Below are 18,111 nucleotides of genomic sequence, written 5' to 3' on the forward strand. Positions count from 1 at the left end.
AGTAATTCGTGGAAATTAGTGGAATTCGCAGCAAAAAATAATCTGCAATAAATTCTTTATTCTTTTATTGGTTTTGAATCAGCTTGATAACTGCTTTTAGGGTCACTCATGTTTACTTCTTTGAGTAACTTTCCACCAGCATAAAATTGCCACATCCCAGCTTTTTTTCCATTCACAAACTTTCCTTTTGAAGCTACTGCTCCATCAGAATCATAAAAAACAGCATCACCGTTATACAAATTATCTTTATAAGTCGTTTGCTCTAGAAGCTTTCCGTTTTGCCCGTATTTTTTATAAACCCCATCTTTGCTCCCATTCTTATAAGTCATTTCTTCGGCAATTTTAGAATCTGGATAATAAATAAATTTCATCCCTTCCAATTTTCCATTTTTATAGTTTTCAAGCATCATAACTATTTTAGAAGCTTTATGATAATACTTCCATTCGCCCTCATGCGCTTTCCCAACTTCCTTACCTTCGCTTACTTTATTCTTGCTCTGATCAAAAAATGTTGTATATGAACTTCCATCATTTGCAGTAAAGTCACGTGTTGCAATAACATCGCCTTTTTTTGTATCATCAAAAAATTTAAAAACACCAGTCTCTTTTCCGTGACTGAATGTTCCTTCATAACGAGGACGTTTAGAAACTTCATAAACTCCTTTCCAAACTCCATCTTTCTTACCGTTTACATCATTTTTATTAAAATCTTGTGCAGATAAAAAACAGGTGCATAAGAAAAGTAATCCTACTATTATTTTTTTATAAATCATATTGTAATCAATTTTAAACTTTAACGAAAATGAGGTTCATAAAGTATAGCATAGATATAAAAAAATCTCGACTGAATCGAGATTTTTTTACTTTCTTATTTCTTTTTATTTTGAGCTTTTGCAGCTTCTTGTTGTTCCATTACATCTTGAAGACGCTGTTGAAACTTACTTGGTTTCTTTGGCTCTCTCAATTTGTTTTCTTGAATTTGAGCATGAATTTTATCACTGTCTACAATGTAGTTTTTAATTACAAACATGATTCCTATTGTAATTAAGTTAGAGATAAAGTTGTATAAACTTAAACCAGAACCATAATTATTGAAGAAAATTAACATCATCAATGGAGAAACATAAATCATGATTTTCATCATTTTCGCCATATCCGGCATACCTTCTTGCTGAGGCGCTGCCATTTGCTGATCTCCTGAAGTCATTTTCATGTAGAAGAAAATTGCAATTGCCGCCAAAATTGGAAACAAACTAATATGATCTCCATACATTGGAATATTGAAAGGCAATTTAGCAATAGCATCAAAAGATGATAAATCGTCTGCCCAAAGGAAACTTTTTTGTCTCAACTCAAATGCAGCTGGGAAAAACTGAAATGACGCATACATAAACGGAAGCTGAATCAATGCGGGAATACATCCTGCCATTGGGTTTACTCCAGCTTTATTGTAAAGTTTCATTGTTTCTTGTTGTTTCTTCATTGGGTCTTTTTTGAATTTTTCTCCCAACTCTGAAATCTCTGGACGTAAAACTTTCATTTTAGCCTGTGACAAGAATGACTTATAGGTAATTGGCGACATAGCCAATTTGATAATAATGGTAAACACTATAATCGCAATTCCTAATGACAATCCAATTGTTGAACTTAAAAATCCAAACAACGGAATAAAAATCCATTTATTAATCCATCCAAAAATCCCCCATCCTAATGGAATGATTTTCTCGAAGTTTTTATCGTATGATTTTAATGTTTTATAATCTGCTGGACCAAAATACAAACTCATTTTATAATCAACCTCTCCATTTGAAAATGCTAAAGGTAAATTTGCTTTAAATTGTTTTGTAAAAACAGTATCGATTTTTTCGTCTTTAACTAAATCATCTGATTGCAATTTAGAGGTAGCAAACGGTTTTTCTGAAGATAAAATAGTAGTAAAGAAATGCTGCTTAAAAGCTACATAACTTAAATTCTCAGGATTCTCTATTTTTCCTTGACCTGTATGATTTACATAACTATACTTATCATCACCATATTTATAGTTGATCTCTGCATATCGATTTTCATAAGAAATACTCTTTTCATTTCTATATGTTTTCAAATCCCATTCTAAGTTCAATGGTTTAGCAGAATTTAAAACTCTATTTAATCCTTGTGAACGAATATCAAAACCAACTAAATAATCATTTGGTTTCAATACGTATTTGTACTCTAAGAATTCATTAGCTCCCGCTTTCAAACGCATTGACAAAACTTGATCTGCACCAATTTTCTCTAATGTCGGCTCAAAATATAAATCTTTAGAATTTAATGTTCTGTTATCTGTAGTAAGAAGCTGTAAATTTAAGTTGGAATTGTTGTTTTTGATTAGTTCAACTAATTGACCAGAACCTTTTTTAAATCTTTCGAATTCTTTAAGCGTTGCTTCAACTATATAACCACCCTTATTAGCGATTTTAAGTTTAATCTTTTCGTTTTCGATTGTTGTAAAAGACTCTTTTGCAGAAGGAAGCGTAGCAGAATATGCGAAACCACCTAATGTTTTTTGCAATTGCGCTAATTGTACAGTATCACCAGGAGTTGCAGCAGCAGCAGTTGATGCAACAGCAGTTTTTGCTTTATCAGCCTGAGCTTGAGCTTCTTGTTTAGCAACTAATTCTTTCTTGGCTTTTTCAGCAGCAATTTCTTTCTCAGAAGGCTGATTTTGATACATAATCCAAATCAAAATTCCGAATATCAATACAAAACCAATGATTGAATTAAGGTCTAATTTTTTTTCTTCCATTATAATTTAAAAAAGTTATTCGTTGAAGCTTATTAGTAATGAGTTTAACTCAAAAGTTACATCTTCTAGAATATTAATTATTATTTTTTATGTGCATTTACTGCAGCTGCCACAAAGTTTACAAAAATTGGATGTGGGTTTGCAACTGTACTTTTGTATTCTGGATGGTATTGTACACCAATAAAGAATGGGTGATTTTCCAGCTCTACAATCTCTACTAATCCTGTATCAGGATTAACTCCAGAAGCTTTTAAACCTGCTTTTTGCAATTCATCTGCATATTTGTTATTATACTCATAACGGTGACGGTGACGCTCTGAAATTGTTGTTTCACCATATATTTTATGTGCTAAAGTATTTGGTTTAATATCACATTTCCAAGCTCCAAGACGCATTGTGCCCCCTTTGTCTGTAACCGTTTTTTGCTCTTCCATCAAATTTACAACCGGATGAGCCGTTTTTTCGTTCATTTCTGTTGAGTTAGCATCAGCATAACCTAAAATATTTCTAGAATATTCGATAACAGACATCTGCATTCCTAAACAAATTCCGAAAAACGGAATGTTATTTTCACGTGCGTAACGAACCGCTTCAATTTTTCCTTCAATACCTCTTTCTCCAAAACCTGGAGCAACTAAAACTCCATCAAGAGTTCCTAATTTCTCTTCGATATTATCAGCATTGATATGCTCTGAGTGAATAGAAATTACGTTTACTTTAGTTTCATTTGCAGCTCCTGCATGAATAAACGCCTCTAAAATAGACTTGTAACAATCCTGCATTTCTACATATTTTCCAATCAAACCAATATTTACGGTATGTTTTGGATTTTTTAATCTGCGTAAAAAAGTATTCCAGTTTTTTAAATCTGGAGAAGCTTTTTTAGGTAAATCTAATTTTTTCAAAGCCACAACATCTAATCCTTCTTCAAGCATTAAATTTGGAACTTCGTATATTGTTGAAGCATCGATCGATTGAATTACTGCTTCTTTTTTTACATTGCAAAACAAAGCTAATTTTTGACGTAATTCCTGAGACAATTCATGCTCTGTTCTACATACTAAAATATCAGCTTTGATACCACTTTCCATCAACGTTTTTACAGAGTGTTGTGTTGGTTTTGTCTTCAATTCACCTGCAGCAGCCAAATAAGGAACTAATGTTAAATGAATAACAATTCCGTTATTTTCACCCAATTCCCAAACTAATTGACGAACAGATTCTATATAAGGCAATGATTCAATGTCACCTACAGTTCCACCAATTTCAGTAATAACAATATCGTAATCGCCAGATTTACCCAGCAATTGCATTCTGTCTTTGATTTCGTTTGTAATATGAGGAACAACTTGAACAGTTTTTCCTAAAAACTCCCCTCTTCTTTCTTTTTCAATTACCGAAAGATAAACTCTTCCTGTAGTTACGTTATTGGCCTGAGAAGTAGGAACGTTCAAGAAACGTTCGTAGTGACCTAAATCTAAATCTGTTTCAGCTCCATCATCAGTAACATAACATTCTCCATGCTCGTACGGATTCAAAGTACCTGGATCCACGTTAATATACGGGTCAAATTTTTGAATTGTTGTACGATATCCTCTTCCTTGTAACAATTTTGCTAAAGATGCCGCGATAATACCTTTTCCTAATGAAGAAGTCACACCTCCTGTAACAAAAATATATTTTGTTTGATTCATTCTGTTGTTGTTTGTATGTAGTTGTGTAAAAAACTTGGCAAAAGTACAAATTTAATTAGACAATTTATACAATAGACTTCTTAGATTTTTAGAATTTTAGATTGCACGATTTTTGCCTTTTTCAAATCAAAAGAAAACCATTCAATATATTAACCTTTATCTATCTTTTATCATTTTTTCAAACAATAAAACTAAAATTTCATCCAATTATATAAAAATCCAACAATCTAACAATATGTATTATGGTTTCGGATACTGCTTCTTAATATTCCGAATCAACTCTTCCAAACCATTTAATTTTAACTCATAAATTAACTGAAGCTGCTGTCCTAATTCTCCTTTTGGAAATCCTTTATTATGATACCAAACGACATAATATTCAGGTAAATCTATTAAAAAACTACCTTCGTATTTTCCGAAAGGCATTTTGGTGTGCGCTAATTTTATAAGAAGTTTTTTGTCTTGCTCCATAGTTTAAAAGAAAAAAGAAGCAAGAAGAAAGAATTGATCTTTCTTCTTGCTTCAATTATATGCAAAGCTATTATTATTTTTTATTATTTCACTACTCCTGACAGCTATCGGGATAAAAAGATTAAAAAAAATTATCGCCACCAATTCACGAATTAAGTTTAGTATAATTCATGAATTTGTGGCGAATAAAAACTTAATCTTAGTTCCTCAGAACCTTAGTGCCTTAGCATCTTAGTAATGCCATCTCACAAAAGCTTCCATAGCTGCATAAGTCGCCAAACCTAATTGGTGATACAAAGCTGCTGTTTCTGCATTTCTGTCTTCGGCTCTCTGCCAGAACTCTCTAGCATCTGTTCCTTGAAAAACAACTCCATCTTTTTGAGATTGGTGTTTAAAGATTCCATGACGTTTTGCTAAAACTTGGTCTGGACTCATTGGCACAGCCATTTCAACCTCGTCAATTCCCCATTCCTGCCAAGCTCCACGGTATAACCACAACCAACAGTCGTCCATGAATGATTTTGGTTTTAAAGCTTTTACTGCTTCAAAAATAGCATCTAAACAAACTTTGTGTGTTCCGTGCGGATCTGCTAAATCTCCTGCTGCATAGATTTGGTGCGGTTTAATTTTTTCAATTAAATCCATTGTTAACTGAATATCTTCCTGCCCAATTGGTTTTTTTTCAATTGTTCCTGTTTCATAAAACGGAAGTTCCATGAAATGAATCTGCTCGTCTGGCAATCCAACAAAATGACTTGTTGCTCTCGCTTCACCTTTTCTAATTAATCCTTTAATATAACGTACTTCAGGAATATCAATTTCACTATTCTTTTTATTCTCTAAGAATGTTTGGGCTTTTTTATAGATGTTATCAGCCTCTTCGCTTTTGATTCCGAATTTTTCATTGTAATCAATTACGAATCTAGCAAAACGCAACGCTTCATCATCAGCAACAGCAATATTTCCAGAAGTTTGATATGCTACGTGTACTTCATGTCCTTGCTCTTGCAAACGCATAAAAGTTCCTCCCATACTAATGATATCATCATCTGGATGCGGGCTGAAAATCAAGACACGTTTTTTAGCAGGTTCTGCTCTTTCTGGACGATTTGCATCGTCTGAATTTGGTTTCCCGCCTGGCCAGCCAGTAATTGTATTTTGTAATTTATTAAAAATCTTAATATTAGTATCGTATGCTGGACCTGAATCAGCTAATAAATCGCTCATTCCGTTTTCGATATAATCAGCATCAGTAAGCATTAAAATTGGTTTTTTAAGATCTAATGCCAATCCCAAAACTGCTTTTCTTGTTAATTTATCAGTCCATTCAATTTTCTCAACAAGCCAAGGTTTGTTGATTCTTGTCAGTTTTGAAGATGCTTCTTTATCTAAAATAAAAACGGCATTATTGTGTTCTTGCAAGAAAGAAGCTGGAACACGATTTGTAACTTCGTCTTCAACTGATCTTTTTACAATATTTGCTTTTCCTTCACCCCAAGCTAATAAAATTACTCTTTTAGCTTCCATGATTTTTTTAACTCCAAGTGTAATTGCAGTTCTTGGTGTATTGTTTAATCCAAAAAAGTCTTTGCTTGCTGCTACTCTAGTAATATGATCTAAAGCTACTAAACGTGTTTTAGAGTTTTGAAGCGAACCTGATTCGTTAAAACCAATATGTCCGTTTCCTCCAATTCCTAAAATCTGTAAATCGATTCCGCCTAAAGCTTCAATTTTTGCTTCGTATTCGTGGCAATAGTCAGCAATTTGTTCTTTAGTTAAAAGTCCGTCAGGAACATGAGCGTTCTCTGGTAAAATATCGACGTGATCAAAAAGTAATTCTTTCATGAAACGAACATAACTGTTGATAGAATTTGGTTCCATCGGATAATATTCATCTAAGTTGAAACTGATTACGTTTTTAAAACTCAAGCCTTCCTCTTTATGCAATCGAACTAGTTCAGCATAAAGTCCTTTTGGAGATGAACCTGTTGCAAGACCTAGAATACAAGGTTGATTTTCTTTTTGTTTCGATTGAATTAAAGCTGCAATTTCTTGAGCAACTGCTTTGGAAGCTTCGTTCGAATTTTCAAAAACAACTGTGTTGATGTTTTCGAATCGCTTTTCGAAACCTGTTGCTTTGTCGATTTTACTTTTTAACATGATATAGTAGTTTATTTTAATTTCTCATTATTCACCAACTTCTATATTTATGACCTTTTACTGCATAAAAAAGAATCATTAAATAAGATGGCAACAGCATTAAATAAGCAATTTGGTTTCCGCTTTTAGAAACCGCCTGCGTTCCATCTGCGATATTTGATGCGTTTATAGTTTCTGTAATCAGACCGTAAAACAAAGGAAAGATTGCGCCGCCAATGATCCCCATAATCAAAATGGCACTTCCTATTTTAGTATATCCGCCTAGATCTTCAAGTGCCATTGGCCAAATTGCAGGCCAGCAAAGTGCATTTGCTAAACCAAGTAATGCTACTAAAAGTATTACAAGTGGCAAATTTGGAACTCCCGGCAACTGTACCATTATGTTTGGCGAGATCAAGACGATTGCTAAAACCAAAATTATACCTAAAACTCCTGAAGCTTTTAAAGCAGTTACCTGAGAAAGGTATTTTGGAATTAGTGATATTCCTAAAATATATCCCACAACCATTGCCGACATTGTAAATGAAGTTAATTTTAAATAAAAATTCCCTTCATCACCATAAACTCCCAATTGTTTTCCGAAACCTCCGATAGAATCTCCAGCTAAAACTTCGGCTGCTAAATAAAGCATCAAAGTTACAACTCCTAATACTAATTGTGGGCGTTTGAATGCGTTTTTAATTTGCTTAAAAATACTCAAATTTGTTATATTTCCATCTTCATCAAGATCAATTTCAGGAAGCGGAGACAATTTTACCAATATTGCAAGAACAACAATAATTAACCCCATATAAAGATATGGTGTCTGTAATTGCAAAGCCAAAGCATTTAAAGCGTTTGCTTTTGAAGCGGAATCCAACAGCGCAATTTTATCTGCAGTAAAGTCCTGCATGTTTGACAACACTAAAGCTGTTAATATAATTGGCGCAACAAATCCGGCCATCTTATTTGCAATTCCTAAAACACTGATTCTTGCTGCTGCACTTTCTCTAGGTCCTATTACAACTACATACGGGTTAGCTGCAGTTTGCAATATAGCCAAACCTGTTCCCATGATAAATAAAGCAATCAAAAACAGTAAAAAAGTTCTGCTTTCTGCAGCTGGGTAAAACATAAACGCACCAGCGGCAATGATAAGTAATCCTAATGAAATACCATTTTTATAACCTACTTTTTCAATTACCCAAGAGGATGGAACTGCCATAACAAAATAGGCAATATAAAAAGCAAAAGTTACAAAATAGGCTTGAGAAGAGGTTAATTCGCAAGCTAATTCAAAAAACGGAATTAGTGGTCCGTTTAACCACGTTACAAATCCAAGAATAAAAAACAAAGCGGTCAAGATGACCATTGGAATAATTGCACTCCTTTTGTTTATTTGTATGGCGCTTTCAATGTTTGACATAATACTTTTGGGTTGATAGTTAATAGTTTTTTTATTTTCAACCTAAATTTAGTACCAACACTCACAATCGGTATGCGTATTTTATGCATTATTATGCATTTTTTTTGCATTGCAAAAGTAATCTAATATGTTGTATTCTGCCCTAAATTAGATATAAATTTTTTGTTAATTTTTATTCCCAGTCCAAAACTGGATAATACTTTTTAAGATATTCTTTTACTTCTGCAATATCTTCTTTTGCCGTTAAATCGGGAACATGTTCTGAAAATGGAATTCCTAATGTTGTTCCTGGGTTTTCTTTTACAGAGTTCAAAAGTACTGTAGGAAGCTCTTTTTCATCGCGTTCTGGATTTACTGGACAATTTTTAAGATGTGTGTACAAAGTGCTTCCGTTAAATTTAAAAGCATTCATACTTACTCTTATTTTTCCATCAACGTCTTTATAATTTTCTAAATCTGCCGCTGTTGGTTTCTCTAGAATATCCAATAATTGATTATTTTCATCTAGTTTGGCAATTGCAAAACGTGAAATTCTTTCAAGCGGAAAATCAAGTGCATCACGATCGTAACTGATAAATGCGTTTGGACTATTTGTTTCGCGCAGTGCTCGCAAGGCTTCTGCTGAATATAAATTATCACTGTTGCAAACGGAGTATTCTTGCAGGTTTAATTCAGGAAACTGCATTACGGCTTGAAACAAAGCATCGGCAGTCCCAAATGGTTTTACTCTTCCTTCAGGAATATACTGTACTGCAAATGAAATATTGAGTCCGTGAAAATCATTATCTATATTTTTACTTCCGTAAAACTCTTTAAACAACTCTCCCTGCTCTCCAATAATAATATAGATATTTGTATAACCTGCTTTTTTTGCATTTAGTAAAAGATAATCTAATAAAGGTCTTCCGCTTGAACCAACTCCTATTAAACCTTTACTTCTTTCATTGGCTTGCGCTATTTCTTCTGGTGATAAATTGTCTAAAACTGCTTCTTTTTTCATACGGGATGATGCTCCGCCCGCAAGAATAACTAAATTGTTGTGCATACTTATTTTTTAAATTTCAATGTTTTCTATAGTTCTTACTCCTGGATCTACATTTACAGCATATGCTTCCTGTGCTCCTGCGTTTAAAATGGCTTCGATTACAGCGTTTTCAATTTGCGGATCTGCAATTACTACAATACTTCCGCCGCCGCCAGAACCTACAATTTTAGCTCCGTAAGCACCTGCTCGCAAGGCAGCATTAATCATAGCATCAATTCTAGGAACTGTAATTTTTAATAGATCACGTAAAACTTCGTGATGCTGATTCATTAATTCTCCAATTTTTTTAAGATCTAAAACTGGTTTTTCAAACTCTTTTAAAGCTTCTTTTGTGTAGTGATAATTTTTAAGAGCGGCTTCAAAAAATGGAATTAAACGATCTGGCAGACAATTTCGATAGCGATCAAAGTCTTCTATTTTTGAGGCATGCAGATCAAAATCAGGGAAGTTTTGTTTAACAATACCTATAGACATTAATGCATTTCCTTTTATTTCTCCAATCAAACCAATTGTTTCTTTAGGAACACCTGAAACTCCTGTAATTAAACCTTTCAATCCTGTTCCGATAATTCTATAAGAAAAAGGCTGTTTTGTATTAATATACACGATGTTCCCTACTCCAATACTAAAATGATCCATCATTCCGCCTGGTTCGCCATGCTCTAAAACTTCAGATTCATATCCTAATTTCGACAAAAATTCAGGAGTTACTTCATGATCAATTCCGAAGGCATCGATTAAAAAACGAATCCAAGCCATCAATAAGGCTGATGAACTTGACGTTCCAGAGTTTATCGGAATATCGCCGGTAATTGTAATTGTATAACCTGTATTTGGCACACAACCATATCTGCGTAATACGCGCAGTGATGAAGCAAAATAATCACGAGGCTCTAGTTTCTCAAAAGCGGCGTTAATATCAATAGTTCTAACTTCATCAATGTCGATCATGTTTAGAACAAAAGTATTGGTGTTATTTTGTTCTGCGGTTAGTTTTATATTTCGATCTATTGCACAGGCAATAACCGGTAATCCTAAATAATCTTGATGATCTCCAAAGAGACATGTCCGACCTGGGGCTAATGAAGTAATTTTTTTCATTTAAAAAGAGTCATTAAATCATTATACAACAATAGTTTATAATGATTTCTTGGTTATGGATATTTTTTTGATTTTCAATTTTAACTCCACGAAACTATAGATTATATTTTTATAAAACAAGTAAAATTAAAAAAAATGTGCTCGAACACACCGTAAAAATGTCCTCGAGCACACTAAATAATTATGAAGTGCTATTTTAAATAATCAAATCAAAGTTTCTATATTTGCTTATATGGATAAAAAGTACACAATTAAGGATATTGCAAAAATGGCAGGAGTTTCTAAAGGAACTGTTGACAGAGTCTTGCATAATAGAGGGAAGGTTTCTCCTACAGCACTTGACAAAATAAACGAGGTTTTGAATGTGATTAACTATGAACCTAACTTAATTGCTCGTAATTTAAAAAATAATAAGATTTATCGTATTTGTGTTTTACTGCCTGATCCGGAAATAGATCCGTACTGGCTGCCATGTGTAAACGGCATTCAAGATGCAAAAACTGAATTTAAAGCTTACAGCGTTATTATCGAAACACACTATTTTAATCCTGAAAGTACTAAATCATTTTTAAGTACAAACGAAAAAATCATCAATCAATCGCCTGATGCGGTTTTAATAGCGCCTTTATTTCATAAAGAAACTCTTGAAATTATCAAGCAGTATGACGAATTGAATATTATGGTTAATACTTTTAATAACCAAGTTGAGTCTTCTTCGATAAAGAGTTTTGTTGGACAAGATTTATACAAAAGCGGTCGTGTTGCTGCCAGTTTAATGAATTTGATTTTACCAAAAGGTCAAATCGCAATTATACATATTGATGAAAGCCTTAAAAATGCAGTTCACATGCAGAAAAAAGAACAAGGCTTTAGAAATTATTTTGAAGAGAAAAATCTTTCTGATTTCACTCTAACGACTTTAAAATTAAAACATTCTAACATCGAGACTAAATTCACCGCTTTTTTAGAGGAGAATCCTAATTTGAGCGGCATTTTTATCACGACCTCTAAAGCGTATCAAATTGCTTCTCTATTGACTTCTGCAAAAGACAAAAAAATTGCAATTATTGGTTATGATTTAATTGAGAAGAATGTAAACTTCTTGAATAAAGGTTTGGTTCATTTTTTAATTCATCAAAATCAAAAAAGACAAGCTTATTTAGGTGTCAGTACTTTAGTCGAACACTTTTTATTTAGAAAAGATATTCCTGAAACTATTTTACTGCCTATTGATATTATTAATGTTGAAAATGCTTCGTTTTACGCTTAATCCGTTTTGCTGCGAAGACAGACACTAAGTTTTTTAAAATCATATATACACTAAAAATCTAATCTGCTAAATCTGCAAACCAAAAATGGCACGCAAATTTAGCAGATTAGATTTTTTTGTTTTAAAACCTCTGAACCTCTGCCTCTTTGAACCTTTTTTTTACAATAAACTATTTCATCAAAATAAATTTTCCAAAAGAAGAAGCGATATGAAAATTAGGTGTTTCAGTATTTGGATTCACCCATGAAATCCAAGTTGGCTCGTATGTGCCATTTTCTGCTTTAGAAAATTTAGCTCTATATACACCTGTTTCGATTATGTTATTTTGAATTAGATCTAATTCTTCAAGTGATTTTATACTAATCTTACCTTCAACTGTAAAAGACTTTTCATCTTTTGAAGCTTTTAAGTGTAAATTATCTTTTGGCCAATTCCAATTAAAATCAAACTTCCTGTCTGGGTAAGCCTCAAAATCCATTGTTCTTGTTTCAGTATCCATTTCGAGACAATAATAAGGACTTAGCTTCTCATCTTTTCTAAAAAACAGCTCCACTCTATCTGAGTTTCCGATACTATCAATACTATCATCTTTTTTATCGATATAAATGTCAGTATCAAAAACTCTAAAATTAAAAAATAGATTCTCTAGATCCCAGCAAGCTCTAAATTCAATTTTAGAAATAGAATCCCTTTTCCAAGGAGAACAAAAATCAGTCAAACAGTTTACTTTTTCCCAAGTCTTTAAATCTAAAATTTCATCAGAATTTTGCTCTTGTTTCTCTACTAAAATTACTTGATATTCTTTCACAATTGTATTTCTTAAAATTTGTTAATTTTTTATTTCTTCAAAAACCGAAAATGACACAAAAAGCGGTCACTATTTTTTACTTTTTTTAAGATCACTAAAGTAGTTTAAAATTCAAGAAAAAAACACAACTCAAATAAAAATAAAATTGCCTAAAAATATTTTAAAGCAATAAGAAAAGCCTGATGAATTATCATTTACCCCATATTATCATTACGAATTTCATAAAGTTTTAATAAAACAACACCAACAATACAACAAAAGAACCTTTTCAAGTAAAAAACCCTCAATTTTACTACTCTTTTTAATCGCTGCTTAATTTGTAGATATTCTATCTTTTTAAGTAAAAAAAAATGTTTTATGTAATTTTATGTGCTCGAGAACATTTTTTTTATGTGTTCGAGCACATTTTTTGTGCTTTTTCTTGTTTAGTAAAAATATAATCGATAGTTTCGTTATATAATAATCTTAAAAATAAGTTAATTAAAGTGTTTTTTAAGCATTTTTTGCTCTTATAAAAATGACCAAAAACGGGTAAAAACTCTAAAATTAGGTCAAAAATAAAGAGTGTATTTATGGACAAAAAACGACTCAATTATAATTCGGAAAAAGAGGAAACCTAAATTTAAAATCAAATAAAAAGAAAAAAAAACCTACAAAACAAAAAACACAATTTTTATTAACCAAAAAACCAATTAAGAGTATGAAATTATTAACCCAAAAAAAACCTAGAGACTTTCGGATTAACAATTTATCCGGGAAAGAAATTAAACTCACGATTCTTTCGTTGTTAGTTTTCACATTTCAAGCTTCGGCAGCAACTCCTGTAAATGTGTCTTCTAAAACCAATACTTCGTTGTTTTTTGAAAAAACGGTAAAGGGTAAAGTAACAGATCAAAATGGACTTCCCCTTCCAGGTGTAAACGTAACCATAAAAGGCACCAAAACAGGTGTTCAAACTGATGTTGATGGTAGTTTTGCGATTACCGTTCCTGATAGTGCGACCAAACTTATTATAACATACATTGGTATGGAAGACCAAGAGGTAACAATAGGAAGCGCACCTCTAAAAATTGTTATGAAAGAAGCTGGTCAAAAATTAGAGGAAGTTGTTATTGGATATGGAAAAGCCAGAAAAAAAGACCTTACTGGTTCTGTGAGCTCTGTTGGAAAAGACAATTTAAATTTAGGAGGAACTATTGCCAATGTTGGACAAGCTCTTCAAGGTCGTGCCTCTGGAGTACAAGTACAGCAAAACAGTTATGCTCCTGGAACTACTCCAAATGTTGTAATTAGAGGAGGAAATTCCATTAACAATTCAAATGGTCCATTGTATGTAGTTGATGGTTTCATTACAAGTTCTGGAGGTTCTATCAGTCCAAACGATATTGAAAACATTCAGATATTAAAAGATGCTTCTTCTACTGCTATTTATGGTTCAAGAGGAGCAAATGGTGTAATCTTGATTACGACTAAAAAAGGAAAATCAGGTAAAATGCAGGTTGAAGCAGAGATTTCTGATGGTTTTCAGAACATCATTAATAAACCTACATTACTAACCGGACAGCAATTTGTTGACATTCAAAATGCAATTCAACTTGAAAACGGAAGACCTCCCCTTTTTCCAGCGAGTCTTCCTGTAGCCAATACGAATTGGTTTGATGCAGCAACGCGTCCGGGTGAAGTACTAAACAGATCTCTTACCTTTAGCGGAAGTGATCAAACATCTAAATTTTTTCTTTCTGGAAATTATATCAAACAAACCGGAGCCATTGAAAATACTGATTTTGAAAGATACAGTGTGAGAATGGGAGGCGAAAAAAGATTTAATAGCAAATTAAATATGGGTACCAATTTTTATGGTGCCGCGACAGAAGGAAATAATAGTGATTTTGGAGATAATATTCTATCGCCAATGTTTTCAATTCAGACTGCCTACCCTAATCTTCCGATCTATAATGCAGATGGAACTTACAATAAATACTTAGGTAAGGATAATGCATTAGCCCTTTTATTAGAACCAACCGATCATGTTATTAATAGAATGGTTAATGGTAATATGTTTTTAGATTATGAAATCATCAAAGGTCTAACGTATCATTTTGGCGCGGGTGCTGAATGGCAGGAAAACATTCAAGGAAAATATACACCAAGAACTTTAACTGCAGGAGCTGCTTTGAAAGGAACTGGTTCAGAAGAAAATAAGACTTATTTTAGATGGAGTACGGAACAATATTTAACTTATAAGTTTAATATCAAAGAGCAGCATGCGATAACAGCAATGATTGGTACTTCTAATCAAAAAGATACGTACGAAAGAATGAAAGCTTCTGGATCTGGATTTTCGAGTGACGTATTAACTTATTACAATTTACAAGGTGCTGAAGTGTATTTGAAACCAGAAACACAAAAATTAGAGACAAAATTAACTTCTTATTTTGGAAGGTTAAACTATGCCTTTAACGATAAATACTTAGCTTCTTTTACACTGAGAAGAGACGGTTCTTCACGTTTTGGACCAAATAATAAGTACGGAACATTCCCTTCTGGTGCTATTGCATGGAAAATCTCTAACGAACCTTTTATGCAAAAATTAGACAAGATTTCTGAACTTAAATTAAGAGTAAGTTACGGTATTACAGGAAATGATGGTATTGGAGATTATGCGTACATGAATACATTAAAATCTTGGGGAGCAACAATTGCGCCTGATAGTTTTGTAGGTGCAAATGAACCTGAAAATTTACCAAATCCTAATTTAAAATGGGAAGAAACAGCGCAAACCAATATAGGTTTAGACATGGGATTTTTAGACAGTAAAATAACTGCAACGATTGATGTGTACAAAAAGAGAACGACTGATGCATTGATCAGAGTGCCTGTTGGCGGATGGTGGGGCTTTGAAAACCAAACCATGAACTCTGGAGTTATTGACAACCAAGGTATTGAACTTGGAATCACTACTACAAACTATAGAAATGATAAATTTCTTTGGACAACTTCCTTGAACGTTGCTTACAATAAACAAGAAGTTGTATCTCTAGCTGATAATGTAAAAATTATTAGTACTAATACTTCTAACCCAAGTGGAACGGTTTCTGGAAGAGAATTTACAAGATTAGAGCCAGGAAAAGAAATGGGAGTATTGTACGGATTTAAATATGCCGGTGTAATCAAAACTGGAGAAGTTTATGCTCCGCAGCCTTTGTCTAAACCAGGAGATCCAAAATATGAAGATTTAGATGGAAATGGTTTAATTACAGCTGATGACAGAACATATTTAGGAAATTCTACACCACATTACATCGCAGGTTTTAATAATGATTTTAGATTTGGAAACTTTGATATGAATATCTTTTTCCAAGGAGCTTTTGATTATTCTGTTTATAATATGACAAAAATGGTTGGAGAATCCAGTACAAGTACAGATGCTTTAAATCGTTGGGTAGCTGGAATTAATGAAAACACAGATATTCCAAGAGACGGATACTACAAAAGCACTTATGGCAGTTACGTAAATTCAAAATTTGTTGAAGATGCATCTTACATTCGTTTGAAAAATGTTTCTATTGGATATTCTATTCCAGAAAGTGCATTAAGACAAGTAAAATTTATAGATAATATTAGATTGTATGCTATAGGACAGAATTTATTGACTATTACAAATTATTCTGGAAACGACCCTGAAATAAATGGACATACAGCGAGCTCTACAGCACAAAACATTGGTGGAGGAATTGATTTTAACTCTTTCCCAGCTTCTAGAACGTTTATTTTAGGCATAAAAGTGACTATTCACTAGTCTAAAAAGCTTTTTTAGTAACATTTAAATTTATTAAAATGAAAAAACATACAATATTATTACTATTACTAGCTGCTGGAGTACAATTTTCCTGTAATCAGGATCTTGAACCTACGGTATATAGTAGCTTGACCAACACCAATGGGTATCAAACAAAATCAGATGCTATTGCTGCAGTCAACTCCGTTTATGGCAGATTAAAAGGACCTTCTGTAGGCGATAACTTTTCGTACTGGGCAACTAGACACTTTGCTTTAACAGATATTGCTACAGATTTAGGTCATTGTCAATTTGGTGGAGATCCAGGACAATTGTCATTAGGAACTTGGAATTCCAGTAACGGATTACTTAAGGAAGATTGGCTTGCAATGTACAAATTGATTGCCAATGCAAATAATGCGATTTTTAATATCGCAAAAATGTCTGGGATAACTGCTGCCGAAAAAGCTCAATTTATTGCTGAAGCCAAATTTTTAAGAGCATCTTCGTATATGGACTTAACAGATGCTTGGGGACCTGTAGTTTTAATTACGGAAGCTAATTTAGGAAACCCAGGTTATTTAGAACAAATAGCTCCGTCATCAGTAGAAGAAATAGATGCTTTCCTTATCAAAGAATTGAATGAAGCTGCAGATGTACTGCCTTTAAATTACCAGAATAATCCAATTTATGGTACTAATGATGTAGCTCGTGCTACTAAAGGCGCCGCACTTACTTTATTAGCGAAGTTATACCTGCGCAGTCATGATTGGCAAAAAGTAGCAACACTTACGCAGCAAGTAATGAACTTGAACCAGTACAGTCTTTATCCGTCTTATCTAGGATTATTTAAAGAAAGCAACAAATGGTGCTCAGAAAACATCTTTTCTTCGCTTAGTGATGCAAATGTAAATGGAACAGAATTATTGAACCATTTTGGGCCAACAGATCATCCAGTTGTACAAAACAGATGGCAATATTATACAGTAAACTGGGATTTCTTCAATACATTTGGTAATGAAGATGATAGAAAAAAATGTTTCTTTCCAGAGTTTATGGGATCAGATGGTTTATTGCACAAGCAAGCACCAACTTTGGGTGCCCAGCCGCCTGCTGGCGTACTTTATATGCCGGATGTAGCGACTAGAAAATATGCTGATGATGAAACTACAACTTATTATGACGGTCATAGTGTGAATATTTTACGTTATGCAGATGTATTATTAAGCAGAGCTGAAGCTTTAAATGAGATCAGTGGGCCAACAGCTGAAGCTGTAGATCTTATTAATCAAGTAAAAGGAAGATCACATGCAAAACTATTAATTCTATCAGAACATACTCAGTCTTCTTTAAGAGATGCTATTTTACAAGAAAGAGGATGGGAACTTTTTTATGAAGGAAAACGTCGTGCTGATTTAATCAGAATGAACAAATATGATGTTCTGGTAAATGCTTATCACCTTAGAGTTGGCGAAGCAGCGTTAATCAAAATGCCGCAAAACAAATATTATACTTACCCGCAAAGTCAAGTTGATCTTAATCCAAAATTGAGTAATGCTGACAGGCAATAAATAAATTTTAAATCAGGAATAGA

Annotated in this window: 12 protein-coding genes; 3 read left to right on the forward strand and 9 right to left on the reverse strand. The window is 33.1% G+C overall.

The window, feature by feature from the left end:
* Positions 1–56 precede the first annotated feature (56 nt).
* The 8 genes from B0A75_RS15100 to B0A75_RS15135 all read right to left on the reverse strand — a co-directional run bounded on the left by B0A75_RS15100 (position 57) and on the right by B0A75_RS15135 (position 10,661).
* On the reverse strand, positions 57–773 hold the full coding sequence (locus tag B0A75_RS15100; protein ID WP_089055118.1) for a toxin-antitoxin system YwqK family antitoxin: 717 nt from the start codon (positions 771–773) through the stop codon (positions 57–59).
* 95 nt (positions 774–868) lie between these two features.
* Positions 869–2,785, reverse strand: a complete 1,917-nt coding sequence (gene yidC / locus B0A75_RS15105) for a membrane protein insertase YidC (protein WP_089055119.1) — start codon at positions 2,783–2,785, stop codon at positions 869–871.
* Positions 2,786–2,865: 80 nt separating this feature from the next.
* Positions 2,866–4,479 (reverse strand): CTP synthase, encoded by a 1,614-nt coding sequence (locus B0A75_RS15110; protein WP_089055120.1) that lies wholly within the window; start codon positions 4,477–4,479, stop codon positions 2,866–2,868.
* 240 nt (positions 4,480–4,719) lie between these two features.
* Positions 4,720–4,950 carry a DUF3820 family protein gene (locus B0A75_RS15115; RefSeq protein WP_089055121.1) on the reverse strand — a complete coding sequence of 77 codons (231 nt, stop codon included), beginning with the start codon at positions 4,948–4,950 and terminating at the stop codon, positions 4,720–4,722.
* 231 nt (positions 4,951–5,181) lie between these two features.
* Positions 5,182–7,110 carry a glucosamine-6-phosphate deaminase gene (gene nagB / locus B0A75_RS15120; RefSeq protein WP_089055122.1) on the reverse strand — a complete coding sequence of 643 codons (1,929 nt, stop codon included), beginning with the start codon at positions 7,108–7,110 and terminating at the stop codon, positions 5,182–5,184.
* Between the two features lie 31 nt (positions 7,111–7,141).
* The gene (locus tag B0A75_RS15125) at positions 7,142–8,515 is read right to left on the reverse strand and encodes a sugar MFS transporter (RefSeq protein WP_089055123.1); all 1,374 of its coding nucleotides are present in this window, start codon (positions 8,513–8,515) and stop codon (positions 7,142–7,144) included.
* A 172-nt stretch (positions 8,516–8,687) separates the two neighbouring features.
* On the reverse strand, positions 8,688–9,560 hold the full coding sequence (locus B0A75_RS15130; RefSeq protein WP_089055124.1) for a sugar phosphate nucleotidyltransferase: 873 nt from the start codon (positions 9,558–9,560) through the stop codon (positions 8,688–8,690).
* Positions 9,561–9,569: 9 nt separating this feature from the next.
* Positions 9,570–10,661 (reverse strand): mevalonate kinase family protein, encoded by a 1,092-nt coding sequence (locus B0A75_RS15135; protein WP_089055125.1) that lies wholly within the window; start codon positions 10,659–10,661, stop codon positions 9,570–9,572.
* Between the two features lie 232 nt (positions 10,662–10,893).
* Between B0A75_RS15135 and B0A75_RS15140 the strand changes: the two genes are divergently transcribed.
* The gene (locus B0A75_RS15140) at positions 10,894–11,931 is read left to right on the forward strand and encodes a LacI family DNA-binding transcriptional regulator (protein ID WP_089055126.1); all 1,038 of its coding nucleotides are present in this window, start codon (positions 10,894–10,896) and stop codon (positions 11,929–11,931) included.
* Between the two features lie 169 nt (positions 11,932–12,100).
* Here B0A75_RS15140 and B0A75_RS15145 read toward each other — a convergent pair whose 3' ends face one another.
* Positions 12,101–12,739 (reverse strand): sugar-binding protein, encoded by a 639-nt coding sequence (locus B0A75_RS15145; protein WP_089055127.1) that lies wholly within the window; start codon positions 12,737–12,739, stop codon positions 12,101–12,103.
* 700 nt (positions 12,740–13,439) lie between these two features.
* Between B0A75_RS15145 and B0A75_RS15150 the strand changes: the two genes are divergently transcribed.
* The gene (locus B0A75_RS15150; protein ID WP_089055128.1) at positions 13,440–16,538 is read left to right on the forward strand and encodes a SusC/RagA family TonB-linked outer membrane protein; all 3,099 of its coding nucleotides are present in this window, start codon (positions 13,440–13,442) and stop codon (positions 16,536–16,538) included.
* A gap of 38 nt (positions 16,539–16,576) precedes the next feature.
* Positions 16,577–18,088, forward strand: coding sequence for a RagB/SusD family nutrient uptake outer membrane protein (locus B0A75_RS15155; protein ID WP_089055129.1), 1,512 nt, complete (start codon positions 16,577–16,579; stop codon positions 18,086–18,088).
* Positions 18,089–18,111 lie beyond the last annotated feature (23 nt).

Origin of the sequence: Flavobacterium oncorhynchi (assembly GCF_002217355.1) — a bacterium.
Lineage (GTDB): Bacteria > Bacteroidota > Bacteroidia > Flavobacteriales > Flavobacteriaceae > Flavobacterium > Flavobacterium oncorhynchi.

Excerpts from the sequence above, each read along its gene's own strand:
- B0A75_RS15135 (WP_089055125.1), bottom strand. The coding sequence starts at position 10,661 with ATGAAAAAAATTACTTCATTAGCCCCAGGTCGGACATGTCTCTTTGGA.
- B0A75_RS15140 (WP_089055126.1), top strand. The coding sequence starts at position 10,894 with ATGGATAAAAAGTACACAATTAAGGATATTGCAAAAATGGCAGGAGTT.
- B0A75_RS15130 (WP_089055124.1), bottom strand. The coding sequence starts at position 9,560 with ATGCACAACAATTTAGTTATTCTTGCGGGCGGAGCATCATCCCGTATG.
- B0A75_RS15110 (WP_089055120.1), bottom strand. The coding sequence starts at position 4,479 with ATGAATCAAACAAAATATATTTTTGTTACAGGAGGTGTGACTTCTTCA.
- B0A75_RS15155 (WP_089055129.1), top strand. The coding sequence starts at position 16,577 with ATGAAAAAACATACAATATTATTACTATTACTAGCTGCTGGAGTACAA.
- yidC (WP_089055119.1), bottom strand. The coding sequence starts at position 2,785 with ATGGAAGAAAAAAAATTAGACCTTAATTCAATCATTGGTTTTGTATTG.
- B0A75_RS15100 (WP_089055118.1), bottom strand. The coding sequence starts at position 773 with ATGATTTATAAAAAAATAATAGTAGGATTACTTTTCTTATGCACCTGT.
- B0A75_RS15150 (WP_089055128.1), top strand. The coding sequence starts at position 13,440 with ATGAAATTATTAACCCAAAAAAAACCTAGAGACTTTCGGATTAACAAT.
- nagB (WP_089055122.1), bottom strand. The coding sequence starts at position 7,110 with ATGTTAAAAAGTAAAATCGACAAAGCAACAGGTTTCGAAAAGCGATTC.
- B0A75_RS15125 (WP_089055123.1), bottom strand. The coding sequence starts at position 8,515 with ATGTCAAACATTGAAAGCGCCATACAAATAAACAAAAGGAGTGCAATT.
- B0A75_RS15115 (WP_089055121.1), bottom strand. The coding sequence starts at position 4,950 with ATGGAGCAAGACAAAAAACTTCTTATAAAATTAGCGCACACCAAAATG.